At 62.6% G+C, this 19,010-nt stretch carries 16 protein-coding genes and 1 CRISPR repeat array; of the genes, 4 read left to right on the top strand and 12 right to left on the bottom strand.

The window, feature by feature from the left end; all coding sequences use genetic code 11:
- Positions 1-56: 56 nt before the first annotated feature.
- Positions 57-1,956: direct repeats of the CRISPR family, unit length 32 nt; unit sequence GTTTCAATCCACGCCTCCGCACGGGAGGCGAC.
- 179 nt (positions 1,957-2,135) lie between these two features.
- From cas2 to HMPREF1022_RS14985, 7 genes are all read right to left on the bottom strand, one after another.
- Positions 2,136-2,426: a CRISPR-associated endonuclease Cas2 gene (gene cas2 / locus HMPREF1022_RS15015; protein WP_008686030.1), complete on the bottom strand. Its 291-nt coding sequence runs from the start codon at positions 2,424-2,426 to the stop codon at positions 2,136-2,138.
- A 3-nt stretch (positions 2,427-2,429) separates the two neighbouring features.
- Positions 2,430-3,461, bottom strand: coding sequence for a type I-C CRISPR-associated endonuclease Cas1c (cas1c, locus tag HMPREF1022_RS15010; protein ID WP_008686029.1), 1,032 nt, complete (start codon positions 3,459-3,461; stop codon positions 2,430-2,432).
- On the bottom strand, positions 3,458-4,087 hold the full coding sequence (gene cas4, locus HMPREF1022_RS15005) for a CRISPR-associated protein Cas4 (protein ID WP_008686028.1): 630 nt from the start codon (positions 4,085-4,087) through the stop codon (positions 3,458-3,460). Before cas4 ends, cas1c begins: the two co-directional genes overlap by 4 nt.
- 18 nt (positions 4,088-4,105) lie before the next feature.
- Entirely contained in the window at positions 4,106-4,981 is an 876-nt protein-coding gene (gene cas7c, locus HMPREF1022_RS15000; RefSeq protein ID WP_009303814.1) for a type I-C CRISPR-associated protein Cas7/Csd2, read from the bottom strand.
- A gap of 3 nt (positions 4,982-4,984) precedes the next feature.
- Complete coding sequence (cas8c, locus tag HMPREF1022_RS14995; RefSeq protein ID WP_009303812.1) at positions 4,985-6,721, bottom strand: type I-C CRISPR-associated protein Cas8c/Csd1; 1,737 nt, start codon at positions 6,719-6,721, stop codon at positions 4,985-4,987.
- A complete protein-coding gene (cas5c, locus tag HMPREF1022_RS14990) occupies positions 6,718-7,386 on the bottom strand; it encodes a type I-C CRISPR-associated protein Cas5c (protein WP_008686024.1) in 669 nt (222 codons plus the stop codon). Before cas5c ends, cas8c begins: the two co-directional genes overlap by 4 nt.
- Positions 7,387-7,807: 421 nt before the next feature.
- Entirely contained in the window at positions 7,808-10,132 is a 2,325-nt protein-coding gene (locus HMPREF1022_RS14985; protein WP_009303809.1) for a CRISPR-associated helicase/endonuclease Cas3, read from the bottom strand.
- 137 nt (positions 10,133-10,269) lie between these two features.
- On the opposite strand from HMPREF1022_RS14985, the gene HMPREF1022_RS14980 reads away from it, so the two are divergent.
- Entirely contained in the window at positions 10,270-11,055 is a 786-nt protein-coding gene (locus tag HMPREF1022_RS14980; protein ID WP_008686021.1) for an HD domain-containing protein, read from the top strand.
- Positions 11,048-11,527: a hypothetical protein gene (locus tag HMPREF1022_RS14975; RefSeq protein WP_083823340.1), complete on the top strand. Its 480-nt coding sequence runs from the start codon at positions 11,048-11,050 to the stop codon at positions 11,525-11,527. The genes HMPREF1022_RS14980 and HMPREF1022_RS14975 overlap by 8 nt, the downstream gene beginning before the upstream one ends.
- Before the next feature lie 25 nt (positions 11,528-11,552).
- On the opposite strand, the gene HMPREF1022_RS14970 is transcribed toward HMPREF1022_RS14975, so the two are convergent.
- Both HMPREF1022_RS14970 and rfbD read right to left on the bottom strand, forming a co-directional pair.
- The gene (locus tag HMPREF1022_RS14970) at positions 11,553-12,779 is read right to left on the bottom strand and encodes a DUF3179 domain-containing protein (RefSeq protein WP_009303806.1); all 1,227 of its coding nucleotides are present in this window, start codon (positions 12,777-12,779) and stop codon (positions 11,553-11,555) included.
- Positions 12,776-13,666 (bottom strand): dTDP-4-dehydrorhamnose reductase, encoded by an 891-nt coding sequence (rfbD, locus tag HMPREF1022_RS14965; protein ID WP_008686016.1) that lies wholly within the window; start codon positions 13,664-13,666, stop codon positions 12,776-12,778. Before rfbD ends, HMPREF1022_RS14970 begins: the two co-directional genes overlap by 4 nt.
- Positions 13,667-13,854: 188 nt before the next feature.
- Between rfbD and HMPREF1022_RS14960 the strand changes: the two genes are divergently transcribed.
- Entirely contained in the window at positions 13,855-14,664 is an 810-nt protein-coding gene (locus HMPREF1022_RS14960; RefSeq protein ID WP_008686015.1) for a sirohydrochlorin cobaltochelatase, read from the top strand.
- Between the two features lie 215 nt (positions 14,665-14,879).
- On the top strand, positions 14,880-15,734 hold the full coding sequence (locus HMPREF1022_RS14955; RefSeq protein WP_009303805.1) for a hypothetical protein: 855 nt from the start codon (positions 14,880-14,882) through the stop codon (positions 15,732-15,734).
- A gap of 101 nt (positions 15,735-15,835) precedes the next feature.
- On the opposite strand, the gene HMPREF1022_RS14950 is transcribed toward HMPREF1022_RS14955, so the two are convergent.
- From HMPREF1022_RS14950 to mqnE, 3 genes are read right to left on the bottom strand one after another with little or no spacing between them, the layout of a single operon-like run.
- The gene (locus HMPREF1022_RS14950; protein ID WP_008686012.1) at positions 15,836-16,675 is read right to left on the bottom strand and encodes a menaquinone biosynthetic enzyme MqnA/MqnD family protein; all 840 of its coding nucleotides are present in this window, start codon (positions 16,673-16,675) and stop codon (positions 15,836-15,838) included.
- 2 nt (positions 16,676-16,677) lie between these two features.
- On the bottom strand, positions 16,678-17,805 hold the full coding sequence (mqnC, locus tag HMPREF1022_RS14945) for a cyclic dehypoxanthinyl futalosine synthase (protein WP_009303802.1): 1,128 nt from the start codon (positions 17,803-17,805) through the stop codon (positions 16,678-16,680).
- Positions 17,802-18,959 carry an aminofutalosine synthase MqnE gene (gene mqnE / locus HMPREF1022_RS14940; RefSeq protein WP_009303800.1) on the bottom strand — a complete coding sequence of 386 codons (1,158 nt, stop codon included), beginning with the start codon at positions 18,957-18,959 and terminating at the stop codon, positions 17,802-17,804. The genes mqnC and mqnE overlap by 4 nt, the downstream gene beginning before the upstream one ends.
- Positions 18,960-19,010 lie beyond the last annotated feature (51 nt).

Genomic DNA, 19,010 nt, shown 5'->3' with positions numbered 1-19,010 from the left:
CCACGCCTCCGCACGGGAGGCGACTTGTGGCTACGTCTGCTGGCCCCCTATACCCTGTTTCAATCCACGCCTCCGCACGGGAGGCGACCCCGCCATGTACGAGCGGCCGCCGCGTTCATCAAGTTTCAATCCACGCCTCCGCACGGGAGGCGACTTGTGGCTACGTCTGCTGGCCCCCTATACCCCTGTTTCAATCCACGCCTCCGCACGGGAGGCGACCCCGCCATGTACGAGCGGCCGCCGCGTTCATCAAGTTTCAATCCACGCCTCCGCACGGGAGGCGACAGCGCCGGCCATTTTAGTCGCATTGTAGTTGGGCAGTTTCAATCCACGCCTCCGCACGGGAGGCGACATGACCAGGGTCGTGCCCGTATGCACCTTCTAATCGTTTCAATCCACGCCTCCGCACGGGAGGCGACCTAGAGGCGCGCCATGAAAGAACCATCCAAAAAAGTTTCAATCCACGCCTCCGCACGGGAGGCGACCGACCCGGCCTCGGCCCCGCCGTTGCCGGCCGATTTGTTTCAATCCACGCCTCCGCACGGGAGGCGACGTTCAATCGGATCTGGCGAGCCAGGAAAAGGCAGAGTTTCAATCCACGCCTCCGCACGGGAGGCGACCGGCGCGGTCATTCCGGGCGTCATGCTGACGGGCGTGTTTCAATCCACGCCTCCGCACGGGAGGCGACCATCCAATCGCGCCTGTATGTCTCCCATGCGGCCGTTTCAATCCACGCCTCCGCACGGGAGGCGACCGGAGGAAATTGAAAGCGCACGTGCCGCCTTGGATGTTTCAATCCACGCCTCCGCACGGGAGGCGACCGGAGGAAATTGAAAGCGCACGTGCCGCCTTGGATGTTTCAATCCACGCCTCCGCACGGGAGGCGACGGTTTCCCATGATTGAGGGCGAGGTATGGCGCTATGTTTCAATCCACGCCTCCGCACGGGAGGCGACCTGGGCCAAGCACAATGCTCCGGAAATGGTTCAGTTTCAATCCACGCCTCCGCACGGGAGGCGACCTACATCATATGACGCACCAGTAGAAGCTACGGGTGTTTCAATCCACGCCTCCGCACGGGAGGCGACCTTGAGCCGCCTCCTGTCCTCCCAGAAGTGTATTCATGTTTCAATCCACGCCTCCGCACGGGAGGCGACATCAGCGTCCAGCTCAAATCCCACGCCCTGAACCTGTTTCAATCCACGCCTCCGCACGGGAGGCGACACGCTCCCGTCTTTGAACGCCCTCTTGCCGGTGAGTTTCAATCCACGCCTCCGCACGGGAGGCGACCAGGAAAGAGCCTGACCGAACTTGTCGCCGAAATTGTTTCAATCCACGCCTCCGCACGGGAGGCGACTCTCCGGCAGCTTGGCCCGCACGTCGCGGGTCTGGTTTCAATCCACGCCTCCGCACGGGAGGCGACGCGCCACACCAGCGGAGGACTGCCCCTTCGTAAGGTTTCAATCCACGCCTCCGCACGGGAGGCGACGATATTGGCGGGCTTCTCCATCTAAGGGACGAATGGTTTCAATCCACGCCTCCGCACGGGAGGCGACGCGGTTGCCATCCACCTTGGCCCGGCATGACCCGTTTCAATCCACGCCTCCGCACGGGAGGCGACTATCCGTGCCGCCCACCCATGCTCCACAGGGTGGGTTTCAATCCACGCCTCCGCACGGGAGGCGACAAATGCGCCTGGGATATCTGGGGGGAGTCATACGAGTTTCAATCCACGCCTCCGCACGGGAGGCGACGTGCTCGCTTAGAGCTGGCCGCCTTGCGGTGGAAGCTGTTTCAATCCACGCCTCCGCACGGGAGGCGACGGCAGGCCCAGCAGGCGGAACTCCTCCTTGATGCCGTTTCAATCCACGCCTCCGCACGGGAGGCGACTACCTATCCTGCCTTACCATACCCGCCTTCATTGTGTTTCAATCCACGCCTCCGCACGGGAGGCGACTGTGACAGGCGTTGGCCTGCGAGGCTAAAGGATTTACGGGCCTGATATCGGGCATCTTGGAGGCATTCTGTCAGGAACGCTCATTTTTTTGCACAACGACAAACTTTCATGTTATATTTCAAGATAATATACATATCGAGAACCAGCCGGGGAAAAGCCGTCAGCTTGAGGTTCCCGCATCAGAAAATAAGTGGGCCTTCTGGGTCGTAGCCCGGCTTTGCACCTAGGTGCTCTATCTTGCCTCGCCACGCACTGCCGAGGAAATAAAAGCGCAGGCTGTCCTTTTCCTGATTCATCTCATTGAGCAGCGCCGCGCGCAGACTTTTCCACTGCGCCGGGTCCACAACGCATTCAAAGACAGAGAACTGCACGCGCTGCCCCCAATTTCCGCAATGCCGGGCGATGCGCCGCAACCGCCGCCGCCCCGCCGCATCTTCCGTATTGACGTCGTAGCTCACCAGAACAAGCATGTGTCACCTGATGACAAAGGGTGGATAGGCGTCCATCTCGCCCCGGATATACCGGGCCAGCAGGCGCGCCTGCATATGCCAGAGCAGGCCTGCGGTCATGCGTTCGTTCAGAAAAGGATGCAGCACCTCTTCGCGCTTGCGCTCCTGGTAGGCCACCAGCACTTCCTTGCGGGCTTTTTCCTTCAGGAGGACCGCTCCGGACGCGGTTTGCTCAAAATCCTTCGCCCGGATCTGACCTCTGTTGACCAGCGTCAGCGCCAGTCTGTCCGCCAGAACAGGGCGGAATTCTTCCATCATATCCAGAGCGAGACTCGGCCGGCCCGGCCTGTCCCGATGCAGAAAGCCCACCGCGGGATCAAGGCCGACGCTTTCAATGGCCCCGCGCAGGTCCGCCGCCAGCAGCGTGTATAAAAAGGAGAGCAGACAATTGATCTCATCCAGCGGCGGACGGCGGCTGCGTCCGGCAAAGCGTATGCCTTTCGCTTTGACGGAGACGAGGCGGTCAAAAACACTGAAGTACATTCCGGCGGCCTCGCCCTCCAGGCCACGGATTTCTTCAAGCGACCGCGCCTGGGGCAGACGTTGCAGACAGGATGTGAGACTTTCACAGACTCGGGCCAGACCGCCGTCGGCGTGGTTCTCGGGATGTTCTCTGGCCGCTCGCCGCAACACCGTGCGGCAATTGACAATCTTACCGGTGATGAAGGCGCGGGCCAAAGGAACCGCCCCCTCCGTGCTGTCTGTTTTGCGGTACTGCTCGCGCCGCAGCAGCACGTTGCCCGTGGTAGGCCCGTGCATTGAGGCCATGAAGCGCCCGTTTTCCGTGAGCCAGGACACGGCGACGCCGTTCCGGGCGCAATGGCCGAGCAAAAAGGAACTGCAAGTGACCTGTCCGAAGCAGACCAGCGCCCCGATGGTGTGGATGGGGATTTTGCCCAGTTCCCGGCCTTCCGCGCGCAGGCTGACGCACTCGCCGTCCTTGGACAGCCAGGTGTTTTGCGTTGTCACAAAAAGCGTGTTGAGGTGGCGTTTCATGGCTCGCTCCACAGGGATTCAAGATAGTGCGCGGCCAGCGCGGGTTTTTCCACACAGGCGGGCATGCAGGCATTTTGAAGGGAGCAGGCCGCGCAATGGCCCCGTTCTTCCGGGAGCGGCGTTTTGCCGTTACGGAAAAGTTCATGTACGGCCAGAGCAATGGCCGCGCTTTTTCGGCGCAAGTCCGGAGTGAGAGGGATAACGCTTCGGCGCCGAGGGCTTCCGTAAAAGATCGCCGCTTCGGGGATCTCCACTGAGAGCATTTCCTCAAGACAGAGAGCCTGTGCGCAGACCTGCACGGCGTCGGCTTCCGCGTGTCCGTGCGGCGAGCCTTTTTTATATTCTACGGGATAGGGCTGCCAGATGTTTCCGCAACGCCTGAATTCCACCACATCTGCCTTGCCGCTGACGCCCAGACTGGCGGAGCGCAGCGGCAGGTCCGTCACAAGACGCACCTGGCCGCGCGCCGTGCTTTCCCCGCTGTGAGCGCGTTCGTGCATGAGCCGGCCTTCGGCGGTGTGGCTGTTTTCTTCCCAGATCTGTTCCAGGTGGATCAGCGCGCACTGACGTGGGCAATAGGCATAATGCTGCAATGCGGAAAGTGGCACAAAGTCCGCTTCGTCCATGGGCGGGCACTCCGTTTCCTACAATTTTTCCAGAATCTCGACAGACTCCAGACCGTCGCGCCGCACCTGAACGTCGTAATCGCTGAAAGCCCTGGCCGGACCCGCAACAGTCCCGGAGCCCTTGCGCGTTACCGTGACGCGCTCGAAAAGCGCATGTGCGGGCGTGTTGCCCAGCCGGTTGGCATGCTTGAAGACAAAGAGTTTGCGTGAACTCATTTTTCCGCGCGCGGCGGAGTGATCATGCTCAAACATGGTGCGCAGCGCTTCCCAGAGAAGTTCAAGATCATTTTCGTCAAAGCCGGTTTTTTCCGCAAACGGCGCGGAGATATAGCCTTCGGCCCGATAGAGTCCGTAGGGCACAATGGCTTTACGGCCCATGGTGCGTTCTTTTTCCAGATCCTTCTCATTGGTGACGGCCATGCGGGTAATGCTGACCTCCTGCGGCACAATGGGCTCCACGCTGCGGGCAAAGGCCAGTTGCACCGGGCCGCGCACCTGCCCACAATTGATCTCCGTGCTCATGACGGCCCCGAAGGCGCGCACGTCGTAAAAATTGGCGCACATCCAGGCCGTCACGCGGGCGGCGTCCTCCGCTTTTTTGGGCAGGCGTTTGCCGTTTTTGTCCGGCTCAAGAGCGCAAGCCTTGTAGGCCTGTTCATGGCGCTGGTTGAGCACGGCCTTTTCCTGGATGTAGATATTGAAGCCTTCCTCCCCGTTTTTGGCCAGTCCCACGTAATTGCGGATCTTGCGCTTCAGACAGACGTCCGTGACCAGGCCGCAGCCGGTTTCCGGGTCAATGCGGGGCAGATTGCCCGCGTCCGGATCGCCGTTGGGATTGCCGTTTTCCACATCAAACAGCAGCACGAATTCATAACGGTTGGCAAGAGCGGACATGGCTTACTCCTTTTCCTTTTTCTGATAATTGGCGACGCGCTGATGGTAATAGCCGATGAAGAAATCTCCCTGTTCCGGCAGGGTCAGGTGGGGCGGGAAAACGTCGATGCCCCGCATGACCCCGGCTATTTTGTCTTCGTTATATTTGCCATAGCCCGCCTTGCCGATATGGTGCTGGGCCAGGCGCAGCAGTTGCGGGAAGACCAGAAGCGGCGTAGTGGAAGCGGCGCCGATGTAGCGATCTTTGATGGAGGCGCCTACCGCGCCCACGGCGTCGCTTTGCGTTTTTTCCAGCAGGGCGAAAAGCCTGCCCAGCAGGTAGGGAGTGTCTTTGCGGTTGTCGTCAAGTTCCATGGTCCAGGCTCCTTGTGAGGGATGATTGCGCAGCAGAAAGGCTTTGAGCAGCGCCGTGCGCAAATAGGAAATCTTCTTGTCCGCGCGGATGCGTTGCAAGACAATCGCCGGCAGATTTTCAGGGTAGCGGCCGCCTGAGAGAACCGCGCGGGACAGGGCGTCGCCCAGGCTGGCCGGAATATTTTCCGTTTTGCCCTGCGGAGCCAGCTCCCGCAGCAGCATCCAGAGCGGCGGCAAGGGAGGATCGCCTGCATACTGCGGCGCGAGGGCCAGATCGCGGTAATGGCGGCTGAGGTTGTTCAGCAGTTGCCCGAACGAGGAGATTTGCCACAGATTGACGCCCAGGCGGGCCTGGTTGGGCTTCAGGCCCAGCAGGAAAAAGCGCGTTTCCGCCTCACGCAGGGCCGCCAGATCGCTATCCGCCGGTTTTTTCCCGTCACGCGCGGCGCGCAGGACAGCGCGCGCCCTGCCCAGCAGTTCCCTGTCTTCAGCCGTATCAGCGCCGCATTCCACGGCCTCGCCGTCCTCGTAGAACAGGCAGGAGGCAAAGATTTTTTCCGCCGGGCCGGGCTGCTCCGTCCAGAAAACGAGACTGGTGGAGCCCAGACGCAGGCAGTGCCCGCTGTCCTTTCGCAACAGAAAGTTCAGCGCCGCGGTATAAGCCTCGGCGGCCTCGCTGCTTACGGGAGCGTTGTAACTCTGGTTTTTTCCGTAGGATTCAAAGGCGTCGCAGTTAAAGGAAACCAGGGCCGCGCCGGTGGGGTTGGCTCCGCTGACGCCTTTGATAGGCGGATGAATGCGGGCGATGGGCGCGCTTTTTCCTGTCACCAGACAGACGCCGGTCAGGCCATTCTCCCCGGAGGGGCGGCGCTGCTCTTCCCAGATGGTGCGGATGTCCGGTTGCTCATGTAAAAAGCCCTGATCTCCTTCAATCTGAAATATACCGTTTTTGTCCAGAATAAGGTCACCGATGTCCAGACCGGCGAACATCTCGGGACGCCAGGCTTCCAGAAAGGCGGCCACGGCCTCAAGCCGGGCATTGCCGGTGTCACGGGCCAGTGCCGCGTGGGCCTGTCGGAAGGCGGCAAAGGTTTTGGCGCTGCGCTCGGCTTTGCCCTTGTTGTCCACCCCCAGCAGGTAGCCGGTATTGTCCCAGAAAAGATTGGGGCTGATGCCGGAGCCGGGCTGCTTTCGCGGCGCGGGCACCAGCATGGGCCGGGCTTTGCCCTTGTCGTCCAGGCGGGGCAGAATGTGCCGCAACTCTCCCTCGGGAGTGAGCACCAGCACAAAGCCGATCAGCTCGCGGCTATAGCCCGGACGGGGCAGTTCCGCATCCGTCTCTTCAAGCATGCGTTGATAAAAGGCCGCCAGTTGACTCAAAATCATGGCCGTGCCTCCCCGGATCTGCGCAGGCAGTCCGCCACGTCGATGACGCCGCCCGCCAGGCGGGGCCGGTAGAAAATGGGTTGCATATTGTGGGCGAAATCCAGGTCATAGAGCATCCAGCCCAGATCGCGGGGCGCGTCGTCGGCCAGTTGCGAAGGCGGCAGGCTGCCCTCCAGCAGGGAAAAATGGGCGGGAAATTCCCGACAGCCCAGGCAGGGACGGTGAAAACACTGTCCGGTTCTGGCGCGGCGGTTGAAAATGTCCAGATGCTTGCCCTCGTTGTCGTCCGGCCCGGCCTTGTCCGTAAGTTCAAAATGAGCTTCGATCACATAGGCCACCCGGCGCAACACCAGCGCGGCCCGCTGCTGGCGCACGTCTTCAACGGCGATATGCAGCGGACCGGATTTTTTCATGGCTTGTAACGCATTTTGCGCCGAACCTTTGCAGGCCAGCTCGTTACGGCGTATGGAATCAAAACAGACGGGATTCAGAATATGCAGTTTGTCAATAAACCAGCGTATGGCCGGCTTCCAGTGAATCGCTTCGAGAATGCCGCGTGCCGCTGACGGGGTTATAACCTCGTAAGACATGCGCTCTGATTTTGTCTCCGGTCGTGTGAATAATGCATATTCACCCCAGACATGCAGTGCTATGCCGTAGGCCATGCGTACCTCCTGAACATGCCGGGTTCCGGCGTTGCCCGTTTCAGAAATGCCCGCGCAGGTGCGCGGATGACCGCTGTCTAGGCTCAGCCCTCATTCAAGGCAAGACGGCATAGCCGCCAATGGCTGAAGCTCGTGGCGGGCGTCTGCTCACGCGGCCGCCACGAGCAATTTCACCGTGAAATTGCCCTAAGCCCAATAATTATTTCAATCCACGGCGCGTACTGATGCGCCGACCAGCTTTCACAGGCGCTGTTTACACGTCACGCCGCCACCCGCCTTCCTCCTTTGTTGCGGAGGTGGCCTGTGTACAGGCCACCTCTCTTCCTGAGGGCGCGGGCAGGAGAACTCCCTCAGGTCAGAAACCTGTAACAAGAATTTTGTATAAAGTATAGACTATAATTCTATTACTGGGCTTATAAAGTTAAAACAGGCAATCCTCCGGAGTCTGGCGGGTGGGATCGTCCACCAGCAGACCCAGTTTCGGATCATAACCCGCGCCGTTGCGCAGCACGTCAAAACAGCCGTGCAGCCTTTCCAGATTGCCTGCCGCGCGCAGCCGTTCAAGCTCATATGGGTATACCTGTACGCTGAAGCCCTGCAGCAAACGCAGGGTCAGACGGTGGGGCGGGTATTCCGTTTCCAGGCGACGTACAAGCGCGTGGCTTTTTTCCGCCAGATCGCCGCCGTCGTTTACGCCGTGCGTGACTATGACCGGCGCCGTGTCTTCCGGGATAAGCTGATAGAGAGCATCCATGGTGCGGAAATCAAAGATGTGGGGAACGGCAAAGCGCCTGTTTTTTTCGCGCAGTGTTTTCAGCAGGTGTTTCGCATCCAGATCCGCGAAGCCGTAAAGCTCGCTGAAATAGGCTTCCACAGCTTCCGGAGCGAGGATATCCGCATGTTTTTCCGCCACCTGACTGAAAAAACGGGCGCGCAGATAGAGATCGGCTTGCGCGCGGGAGACGGGCCTTTCCGGCGTATAGACATGCAGACTGCCGGAGGGCAGTTCACCGGAGCGGTTGCAGCGGCCCGCTGCCTGGGCCACGGAGTCCAGCCCGCACCGGACCCGGTATACGCAGGGGAAGCTGATATCCACCCCGCATTCGATGAGGGATGTGCTGGCCACCCGGCAGGGCAGGCCCCGGCGCAGACGCTGACGTATGGTGTCCAGCACGAGCAGCCGGTGGCGGGGAGTCATGCGCGCGCTCAAATGAAAGTGGGCGTCATCGTCCCGCTCCAGACTTTCATAGGCCGCGCGGGCCTGGGCGCGGCTGTTGACGATGCAGAGAACCTGATGTTCCCGCAGCAGGCGGCGGGCCAGCTCTTCATCACTCAGTTTGCCCGGCTGGCTGATGGTCAGGCGCCGGTGCGCCGTGAAGGTCTTGAAAAGCTCCGCCATCCGTGGGGCGGGGATCAGTTCGCGCAGACTGTTCTTTGCAAAGCCGTTTTTCAGGGGGCCGTCCCGGCGCAACGCCGGCTGGGTGGCGGTGCAGAGCACAAGGCTTGCGCCGTAATGTTCCGTCAGCTCCCGCAGCGCCAGCACCGAAGGCTCCAGCAGAGGAACGGGCAGCATCTGCGCTTCATCCAGAATAACCACGCTGCGGGTCATATTGTGCAGCTTGCGGCAGCGGGAAGGACGGCTGGAAAACAGAGATTCGAAGAACTGCACCGCCGTGGTGACGATAACCGGCGCAGCCCAGTTTTCGGCGGCCAGCCTGAACGGCAGGGCGGCAGCCCCCTGGAGGGCGTCGCTTTCCCCGGTCTGGTCCGCTGCCGCCTGCTCAACGGGATGGACATAGTTGCTGTGGTGTTCAAGTACGGCGTCCGCGCCCAGGGCGTCGCGCAGCACCCGCGCATTCTGTTCAATGATGCTGGTGTAGGGAGCCGCCAGAATGATTCTGTCCAGATGATGCCGCCGGGCGTGCTCCAGGGCGAAAGCCAGCGAGGAAAGCGTTTTGCCGCCGCCGGTGGGCACCGTGAGGGTGAATGCGCCGGGCGGCAGCGCGGCGGCATTCAGACAATGCTGAAGGATCTCTTTTCTGGCCGCTACAATGGGGCTGTCGCCAGACGTCGCGAGCAGAAAGCCTTGGGCGGACAAAAAATCATGCAGCCGCTCGCATAGCGTATCCAGAGAGGGCCAGCGGTCACGCTGCTGACGATTCTCCGGAGCGTAAAAATGTTCCGTATCCAGAAAATCCGCGTCCGTGAGACAGGAAAAAAGCATGCGCACGAAAAAACTGACGCTGAATGCGGCATGTTCTCTGGAAAGGCGAAAGGGAAAGGGCAGAGCGCCCGGTTGGGGAATGTCAACGGGCGTCGCCAGATCCAATCCGGCGGAATAGTCGGGAACGGCATAGGACGGGTCCAGACGGGAGCGCAGGCTGCCCGCATCCGAGGCCCCGTCGCCCAGGTCCGGCAGGCCGCCGTGGTGCCCGGCTATGCAATAGGCCAGCCAGAGGGCCATGTGTTCCCCTTCTTTTCCCCGAGTCTTCCAATGCCGCAGGAGCAGGCGCGCCCCGGCGGTGGAATGGTCAATGCGGCGGCGTCCGCCTTGTCCGCTGATATAAGCCTGAAACTCTGGCGAAGCCTTGCCCAGATCGTGCAGCCGGGCGGCCAATGCGGCCCAATCGCCCGCGCCGAATGCGCGTCCGAATGTTTCGGCCCGTTGTGCGCTTTTCCGCAGATGTTGTTCAAGGCTCTGCCAGAGGGAAACAGGTTGATCCGGAAGGCTGTGAGCATAGAGCATGGCGGCCTCCTGCTGAGTGGAGAATCTGTAAGGCTAAAAATAATCCCAGGTACCGTCAACGCGGCCTGAAGCCGCCAGTACACCGGGTTTCCGGCCCGGACTTGCCTTGCGGGCCGCCCCGGCGTACATCCAAGGCCATGAATCCGGATATCTGCCTGCATGAACAGTGGTTCGCGGCCTATGCCGCGCGGGAGCGCGCCAAGGAGCAGGGCGACCCCGCGCCCATGGATCTGAAGCTCCGGCACACCATGGCCGTGCTGGGCAATGCGCGCCGCATAGCGGCCAGCGAGGGCTTTGGCGTCGCCCTGACCCGTGCCTGCCTGCTGGCCGCGTTGTACCACGACGTGGCGCGCTTTGAGCAGTATCTGCGCTACCACACTTTTAAAGACCGGGAATCTTGCAATCACGGCCAACTGGGCGTGAAAATCCTCAAGCGTGAGGCGCGTCTGGCCGGAGAGGACGCGGCCACACGCAAGATCGTGCTGGCCGCCGTGGGCTTGCACAATCGCTTTGCCTTGCCCGCGCATCTGCCGCGCGAGACGGAACTGGCCGCCCATGTGGTGCGCGACGCGGACAAGCTGGATATTCTGCGGATCATGGACGAGCATCTGGGCGGGCCCGGCCCGTACAGCCCCACGGTGGTCCTGAATCTGCCGGATGATCCGGCCCTGGCCGGGGAAGCCGTGCTGCGCGCGGCCAGGGCCGGGCAGGTGGCGGCCTATGCCGATCTGCGCAGCGTCAATGACTTTCGCGTGTTGCTCGGCACCTGGTTCTTTGACATGCACTTTGAGGCCAGCCGCCGCCAGTTTGTGGAAAACGGCCATGCCCGTCGCCTTCTGGACGGCCTGCCGCAAAACGCGACCTACGGCCCCGTGCGCGCGGCCCTGCTGGAGCGGCTTGACGGAGCCCGCGCGCGTGACTGACGCTCTCTGCCCGCCGCCCCGCTTTCCCCGAAATTTTTTTGCCGAACGCGTGCCCTGGCCAAAGGCGGCGCTGGACATGCCGACGAGCGGGCCGCTCAATCCTTCCAAAGCCTGGTTGCGGGCCGCGACTCCGGGAAGCGCGGCGTACATCCGTCTGGCATTCGCTCTGTGGTACTTGCCTCTGGATGAGGGCGGGGCCCTGCTGAGCCTGGCCGCCCGGACGGGACGGGAAGTGCTGGCGGCGGATTTCAAACCGCCGGAGCGCAATCTGGAACTGCCCGCCTGTCTGCTGGCGCGCGCCTTGCTGGGCTTCTGGCCTGACCTGTGGCCAAGTAGGCGCGGCGGCGCGGCGTTTGCGTCTTTTCTAAAGCAGGGCGGTCTTGAAGGCTGCGTCCAGCGGGCGGGCCTGCGCGTGTCGGAACGTCGGCCCCTGCTGGGCGGCGCGGCGGTTTTGCTGCGGCTGGCAGACTGACTGGCGGACGACTGAAGCGGATAGCCTACGGCTGTGAACTTCCCGTACCCGCCGCATCGCCATTCTTCGCCGGAGGGCTCTTCCCGGCCGGATCGTCCACGCCCGGCGGGGTGAGTGAAAGCAGATCGGCGGGCACTTCGCCGGGGCCGGGAATCACAAGGGTTTCCGGGTTCAGGCTGTACCATGCGAACCACATGGAATAGCCGCCGAAATACTGCTTCATGGACGCGCCCCGCATATTGCCGTCCAGGGCCTTGCCCGTGCTCGGATCCCAGACGCTGCGCGTATTGATGTCCATAAGGCGGCCGTACTGGCTTACGAAGAGAAAGGGCTCGGCCCAGATCTGGCGGTTATAGATGCGGACCACGTCCAGTTGGGGATCATGCACGGCCAGCAGGGCCGACGGCCCCAGAAAAAAGTTCACCGCGCCTTTCTTTTTGACGTAGGCGATGTCGACAGCCAACAGAAAATTTTCGTATTCCAGACAGAGCATGGGCGTTTTGCGGGCAAAACGCCGGTCCAGACGCTGCACCGGATAGACCAGGATATCGTTGTTGTAGTATGTGTTTTTTTTGAGATAACTCCCGTAAGGATCGCGGCCGTAGGGGCGGCTGCCGCGCGGCTGGGCCAGCACCGGGGCGTCGGGGTAGACCCGGCGCGCCGCGCCCCAGGTCGTCCAGAATACGGGAATGGTGGGCATGCCCCGGCCCAGCAGCGGTCCGTCAAAGGCCATGCCCGTCTCCTGGAGCCAGAGGCTGCCGGAATTACGGTCAATGAGCACGCTGTTGCCGTCGTAGAGGCGGCCCTCCAGATCAAAAATCAGGTTCAGACCGTTCATGGAGGCGTTGTAGGCCATCAGCGTGCCGGTGATCGGGCAGTAGGTGACGGCATAGGCCACATCGTCGATAAGTTCGTTGACCACCTGATGCCAGACCATGAAGCGCTGTGGATAAATGCGCGGCCCGCCCGGCAGCATGACCACAAAGACCACATCCTCCTGGCTCATGTTCAGATCCGCGTCCTGCACGCGGTCGTAGCGCGGGCGGTAGAGCGCGGGAATGGCCCCGTAACTGACGCTGGTTTCGGTCAGTTTATTGGTGATCTCGGACAGTTGCCGCAGATTTTGCGGGCGGGCTGAAAGCGGCGTGGCCCAAAGACCCCACATCAGGCAGACCAGTGTAGCCAGAACCGCCGGGGCGGCCAGCCGCCGCCTCCATGCGGCGCAGGCGCCGGAAGGACGTTTGCGGCTCAATGCGTGCCCTCTTTGTCGGCGTGCGCGCCGGGCACGTATTCGCTGAACAGAAAATCGCGCAGGGCCTGGGGCCAGGGGCGTGGCTTCTTGCCCAGAAATTCGCTGAGCTTGCTGGTGTCCAGCACGGAATAGACCGGGCGCTGCGCCTTCTGGGGCCATTGGGAACTGGCGATGGGCTCCAGACGGCAGGGTCCGGCGGTCAGGGCAATAGCCTCGCAGGCCAGTTCGCACCAGCTGGCCTGGCCGCTGTTGACCGCGTGCCAGATGCCCGTGGCCTCCTTTTCCGCCAGGCTTGTGCTCCATTGGGCCAGATCCAGACTGTAGGTGGGCGAACCGAATTGGTCGTGCACCACGCTGATGGCATCGCGTTTCTGGCAGGCCGCCAGAATGGTGTCCACGAAATTTTTGCGGCCCGGTCCGAACAGCCATGCCGTGCGCACCACGCAGCTCCGTTCGGGCAGTACGCGCAGCACGGCTTCCTCGCCGGCCAGTTTGGTGCGGCCGTAGACCCCGGCCGGATGCGGCGCGTCGTCCTCGCGCCAGGGGGTCTGATGCGGGCCGGAAAAGACGAAATCCGTGCTGAAATGCACCAGATGTCCTCGCCCCAGCGCCTTGAGCACGCGGGCCAGAGCGTCGGGCAGGGTGCGGTTCATGAGCAGGGCGTCCTCGGGATGGTCCTCGGCGTCGTCCACCTGCGTCCAGGCCACGGCGTTGAACACCGCGTCCGCGTCCGCCTTGGCCAAGCGTTCCTCAAGAAAGGGCATCTCCAGCAGATTGCCGTCGGCGCGGCCCAGGGTTTCCACCTGCCAGCCGCGTTCCGTGAGCACGCGTGTGAGCGCCAGACCCAAAAGACCGGTAGCGCCCCCCAGAACCAAGGCCTTAGCCATCTGAACCTCCCTGGCTTCTCCCGCCCCCGGGGCCTGACGGCGCGACGGAACGGGCGGAGTAACCATGTTGCGGGTACTGTAGCCTTGTTGGGGGAGCCGGGTCAATATCTGAGAGTTTCCGGCGGACGGCGCTGTTGCGGCATGAGTCGCCTTGCCTGACCCGGGCAAGTGACGTACAACACAGCGGTATGAAACGCGCAATTCTTCTGGTGGCTTTCGGCGCGAGCAGCGCCCAGGGCCAGAGCGCCCTGAAAAATTTTGACGCCCGCGTGCGTGCGCGTTTTCCGGGCCTGCCGGTGCGCTGGGCCTATACCTCGCTGTTGCTGCGCGAACGTCTGGCCAAAGCCAGGCAGAAAAGCGATTCCGTGCTCAAGGCCCTGCGGCGGCTGTGTTTTGAAAAATTTACCGAAGTGGCCGTGCAGCCGCTCCAGACCATTCCCGGGCGCGAGCATGCCGAGGTCTGCGCCGCCGTGGATGAGGTGGCCGCGCAAGAGGGCCTTGTCTGCCGGGTGGGCGCGCCTTTGCTGGCCGAGCCGGAGGATGTGGCCCAGGCGGCTCTGGCCCTGACGCGCCATCTGCCGCCGGAACGCGCGCCCGGAGAGGATGTGGTGCTCATGGGGCACGGAGCCCGGCACGCGGCTGTGGCCCGTTATGGGGACCTGGCACAGGCCGTGAGCGCCCTGGACCCGCGCGTGCATGTGGGCACCATGAACGGCGCGGTGGTGCTGGAAGATATTTTGCCCCGGCTTACGTCGGAACGGGTCTGGCTTATGCCCCTGCTTTCGGTGGTGGGCCGTCACGCCCTGCAGGACATGGCCGGGGAACAGGCGCAATCCTGGCGTTCGCGCATTGAGGCCGACGGCCGCCAATGTGTGCCGGTGCTCAAGGGCACGGCGGAATATGCCGGATTTGCCGAAATCTGGCTGCGCCATCTTGAGGACGCCGCGCGTTCTTTCGACGCGGCGGCAGACAACGGAGCAGCCGGATCTGAAGCGTGATCCGAAACAATTTCAAAGTGAAATTGCTCCGGCGACTGCGTGAGCAGACGGCCGCCGCGAGGCATAAGCGCAATTTATTTGCGCTGTTGAATGCCGAAGCGGGCGTCTTCAAAACTTTGAGATTTTAAAATCTCAAAGTTAATCTGATCCGGAACCGCGCCCCGGCAGGGCCGGACGGCGCGTTTGTGTCATTTTCCTAAGCAAAGAGGTGAATCATGCGCGGACTTCTTGTGTCCACAGTGCTTCTGGGTTTGTTGCTGGCCGGTTGCGGCGCGGCCGGAACCGCCGCATCAGGCGATCCCGCCCTCGGCGCGGAAACGGAAACCGTCCTTGCGCCGGGAACGCCGGGCGGCGGGGCCAATGCCTTCAACCCGTATATGCATGACCGCCTGCCCAACACCCGCCTAATGTCTGCCGAAGCCTCGCAGATGCTCGGCAAGATGGGCGCGCACACCCAGAGCATCGAGGGCGAGGCCGCTTACCGCGGGCACTGGCGTCAGGAACTCTATCCCGTGGTTTTCGGCGATCCCAAGGCCCCTCATGAAGTCCTGGTCCTGCTCGATTTTTCCGCGCCCCAGAGCGAAAAGGTCTGGCATGCGGTGGTTGAGGCCAGCCGCTCTTTATCACCCAAGCAGTGTAAGATCGCCGTGTTCGGCAACAGCCGGGAAAATTACGGCACGGACCTGATGGGCCTTGCCATCTGGATTTCCTATTCCCGGCCAGGCCAGGCCATGCCCTACCTGAGCTACGCTCTTGAACGCTGGAACGCCGTCAAGGCGGCGCAAAAGCGTTCCGGCGGCGTGAAGCCCTTTACCAATGAATATGACGCCACGGCCACGGCCACGGACTATCCCATTCATTACGGGTACCTGTCCAAATTGCGCCCGCCCGTGCCCGCCAGGGACGAACTGGCGGTGGCCAAATACTGTTATAATGCGGGCAATGTGAACATGTACCAGACGGTTCAGCTCTGCCGCTATTACGGCGTCAAAAGCCTGCCCGCAGTGGTGGTGGACGGCAAGGTGCTGGGACAGGTCAGCGCCAAGGCCATTGTCGATGCCATGAAGTAGACGCCAAAAGCAAGACGACGGACGCGGAGACGCGGTCTGTACGACAAGAAGCCGGGACGCATATCAGCGCTCCCGGCTTCTTTGCCATGACGGTCGTAATGTTACATGCTGAAAAAACGCAGGGGCGGCGCGGCGGGGATCATGTCCGCGGACGCGAGTTTTTTGTAAAAGAGTCGCAGGCCCTGCAATTCCTCTTCGCCCAGGCTGTAGACCAGGCCGTCGCGGTAATAGATGCGCAGTTCCTCGCGCGACAACGGGCAGCCCAGGCCGGTGAGATCCAGAATCACATCCATGTGAGACAGGCCCCAGTCCCGCCCCCGGCGCAGCAGGGCGCCGGGGTCGCTGCTGAACAGGCCCTGTTCCGCGGCTTCCCGGCTGACCACCCAGAGCCCGAAAATGAAGGGCAGGCCTGTCCAGTCACGCCAGGCTTCGGCCAGATCCAGACGGTAGGGATAGTCCGGATGGTTGCGCAGGCGCAGGGCTTCGTCGCCGATGGCCAGAAAGGCCGTGGGCGGGTTGTCCGAGCGCAGGGCCGGAGTGACCGGCCCGGTGGAAAAGCGCACGTCGAGCTTGTAGCGGTCGCGCATGAGCAAACGCAGCAGGGCCACGGAGGTGTGGCTTTCGCCGCTGATCAGAATCTCGTGCCCGTCCAGCTCTTCAACAGGCAGGCGCGAGAGCAGCAGCACGCTCATGACCGGGCCGCGCGAGCCGATGGAGAGATCCCCCACCAGATAGTAACGCTCGGGCCGCCGGGCATACTCGAAGCAGGAACAGGACGAGACGTGCAGTTCGCCCCGTGACATCATCTCGTTGAGCAGGGCGGGCGGCCCGGAGACCAGCTCGAAGTCGTGGGGCAGGATGCCCGCTTCCAGGGGATGATACACGGGCAGCACGTTCAGATAGCTGATGCGGCCCATGCGCAGGACGTGGGGGGTGCTCATGGTTAAACCTCGGGCTGGGGCCGCACAGGCGTGTAGTTCATGGTGCGCTGCACGGGCGTGAAGCCCGCCGCGCGGATGATTTTGTGGATTTCCCCGCGGCTCAGGCGGTAGGACACGCCCGCAGCGGCCACCACGTTCTCCTCGATCATCAGCGAGCCGAAATCATTGGCCCCGTAGAAGAGCGCCAGCTGCGCCACCTGCGGCCCCATGGTCACCCAGGAGGACTGGATATTGGGCACGTTGTCCAGCACCAGGCGCGAAACGGCCAGCAGCCGCAGATAGGCGGGCGCGGGCAGGGACGCGCAGTGGATGCGGGTGTGCGCGGGCTGGAAGGTCCAGGGGATGAAGGCCGTGAAGCCGTGGGTGCGGTCCTGGCTGGCGCGCACGGCAAAGAGGTGGTCCAGCCGGTGGGAGGGTTCCTCCTCATGGCCGAACATCATGGTGGCCGTGGTGCGCATGCCCAGTTTGTGGGCTTCTTCCATAACCATCAGCCACTGGTCGGCCGTACATTTGTTGGGCGAAACCCGCGCCCGCACCTCGTTATGCAGGATTTCCGCGCCGCCGCCGGGCAGGGAGTGCAGCCCGGCCGCCTTGAGGCGGCGGAGCACTTCAGGCACGGTCAGGCCGAATTTTTCGGACCAGAAAAAGATCTCCGGTGGCGAAAAGGCGTGAATGTGCAGTTCCGGCCAGGTTTCGCGCAGCCAGCGCAGCAGGTCTTCATACCATTCCAGAGGCAGATCCGGATGGTGCCCGCCCTGGAGCAAAATCTGGGTGCCGCCCAGGAGCAGGGTTTCCTCCACCTTTTCGGCCATTTCCTCCCGGCTGATGACATAGCCTTCGCCGCTTTCCGGGGGACGGAAAAAGGCGCAGAAACGGCAGCCGCAGACACAGACATTGGAATAGTTGATATTGCGGTCGCCCACATAGGTCACCACCGGCTCGGGGTGCAGGCGCAGGCGCATGGCGTGGGCCAGAGCAGCCAGGGTGTGCAGGCTGGCTTTGTAGTAGAGGGCTTCGGCGGCGGCGCGATCCAGGCGCTGACCACCAGCGGCCAGCGCGGCCGCCTCGCGGACGTCCGCGAATTCGGGCGCGTTTTCCTCAAAAGGGCTGTGGGCGGGAGCGAAATTCATGAGCGCGCCTCCGCGTGGCTGCTTTTGCCGGGGGCGTCCGGCGACATGGTTTCAAAAACGGCGTTGCGCCGTACCGGCCTGAAGCCCGACTGGCGGATCATGTTTTCCAGCTCCGGAATGGTCAGCCCCTGGGCGGATTCGGCCCCGGCCATATGCCCGATGCGCTCCTCCACGATGGTGCCGTCCAGATCGTCGGCCCCGTACCAGAGCGCGGTCTGGGCCAGTTTGGGCCCCATCATGATCCAGTAGGCCTTGAGGTGCGGAATGTTGTCCAGCATCAGCCGGGACACGGCCACGGTGCGCAGCTGGTCCAGCCCGCGCTGGGGCCCCAGCCGGTCCTCGGGCAACTTGAGGCGGCTGTTTTCAGTGAGGAAGGGCAGTGGGATGAAACAGGTGAAGCCGCCGCTTTTGTCCTGCTGCTCGCGCAAACGGCAGAGATGGTCCACGCGCTGGGCGTGATTTTCCAGATGGCCGTAAAGCATGGTGCAGTTGGTCTTGATGCCCAGGCCGTGCGCCTCGCCGGAAATGCGCAGCCAGGCCTTGGCGTCGGCCTTGTGCGGGCAGATTTGCGGGCGAAGTTCCTCGTCGAAAATTTCCGCGCCGCCGCCGGGCATCATGACCAGACCGACGGCCTTGAGGCGCTGGAGCACTTCCAGGCTGCTGATGCCCTCCAGCCTGGCGAAATGCTCGATTTCCACGGGCGTGAAGGCCTTGAGCGGCAGATCGGGGTAGATCTCCCGCACCGTGCGCAGCACGCCCTCAAACCAGTCCAGGCGCAGTTTGGGATGACAGCCGCCCACGATGTGCAGTTCGTCCAGGTGCAGGGAGCCTTGCCGGGCCGCGCGCAGCCGCTCCAGGATATCCTCTTTGCTCAGGCGGAACGCGCCGGGCTCGCTGTCTTCGTCGCGGCGGAAGGCGCAGAATGTGCAGCCGTTGACGCAGACGTTGGTATAGTTGATCTGCCGGTTGACCACGTAAAAAGCCGCGTCGCCGTGCAGGCGGCGGCGCGCGTGCAGGGCCAGGGCCCCCACGGCGGTGATGTCCGGACAGTTGAACAGGGCCAGGCCGTCGTCGAAATTCAGACGCTGGCCGGACAGCACTTTTTCATGGATGGACGAAAGGCCCAGTGCGGCGTAGTGTGCGGCGTCAAGCATGTGCAAGTCCTGTACGCTGGAGTGGCGGCCAAAACGGCCGTCGGCAAGACT

Source organism: Desulfovibrio sp. 6_1_46AFAA (assembly GCF_000224635.1).
In the GTDB taxonomy this organism is placed as follows: Bacteria; Desulfobacterota; Desulfovibrionia; order Desulfovibrionales; family Desulfovibrionaceae; genus Desulfovibrio; species Desulfovibrio fairfieldensis.
This window is presented reverse-complemented; position numbering and strand designations above follow the sequence as displayed.

Excerpts from the sequence above, each read along its gene's own strand:
- cas2 (WP_008686030.1), bottom strand. The coding sequence starts at position 2,426 with ATGCTTGTTCTGGTGAGCTACGACGTCAATACGGAAGATGCGGCGGGG.
- cas8c (WP_009303812.1), bottom strand. The coding sequence starts at position 6,721 with ATGATTTTGAGTCAACTGGCGGCCTTTTATCAACGCATGCTTGAAGAG.
- cas1c (WP_008686029.1), bottom strand. The coding sequence starts at position 3,461 with ATGAAACGCCACCTCAACACGCTTTTTGTGACAACGCAAAACACCTGG.
- cas7c (WP_009303814.1), bottom strand. The coding sequence starts at position 4,981 with ATGTCCGCTCTTGCCAACCGTTATGAATTCGTGCTGCTGTTTGATGTG.
- cas5c (WP_008686024.1), bottom strand. The coding sequence starts at position 7,386 with ATGGCCTACGGCATAGCACTGCATGTCTGGGGTGAATATGCATTATTC.
- HMPREF1022_RS14980 (WP_008686021.1), top strand. The coding sequence starts at position 10,270 with ATGAATCCGGATATCTGCCTGCATGAACAGTGGTTCGCGGCCTATGCC.
- rfbD (WP_008686016.1), bottom strand. The coding sequence starts at position 13,666 with ATGGCTAAGGCCTTGGTTCTGGGGGGCGCTACCGGTCTTTTGGGTCTG.
- cas4 (WP_008686028.1), bottom strand. The coding sequence starts at position 4,087 with ATGGACGAAGCGGACTTTGTGCCACTTTCCGCATTGCAGCATTATGCC.
- HMPREF1022_RS14955 (WP_009303805.1), top strand. The coding sequence starts at position 14,880 with ATGCGCGGACTTCTTGTGTCCACAGTGCTTCTGGGTTTGTTGCTGGCC.
- HMPREF1022_RS14950 (WP_008686012.1), bottom strand. The coding sequence starts at position 16,675 with ATGAGCACCCCCCACGTCCTGCGCATGGGCCGCATCAGCTATCTGAAC.
- mqnE (WP_009303800.1), bottom strand. The coding sequence starts at position 18,959 with ATGCTTGACGCCGCACACTACGCCGCACTGGGCCTTTCGTCCATCCAT.
- mqnC (WP_009303802.1), bottom strand. The coding sequence starts at position 17,805 with ATGAATTTCGCTCCCGCCCACAGCCCTTTTGAGGAAAACGCGCCCGAA.
- HMPREF1022_RS14985 (WP_009303809.1), bottom strand. The coding sequence starts at position 10,132 with ATGCTCTATGCTCACAGCCTTCCGGATCAACCTGTTTCCCTCTGGCAG.
- HMPREF1022_RS14960 (WP_008686015.1), top strand. The coding sequence starts at position 13,855 with ATGAAACGCGCAATTCTTCTGGTGGCTTTCGGCGCGAGCAGCGCCCAG.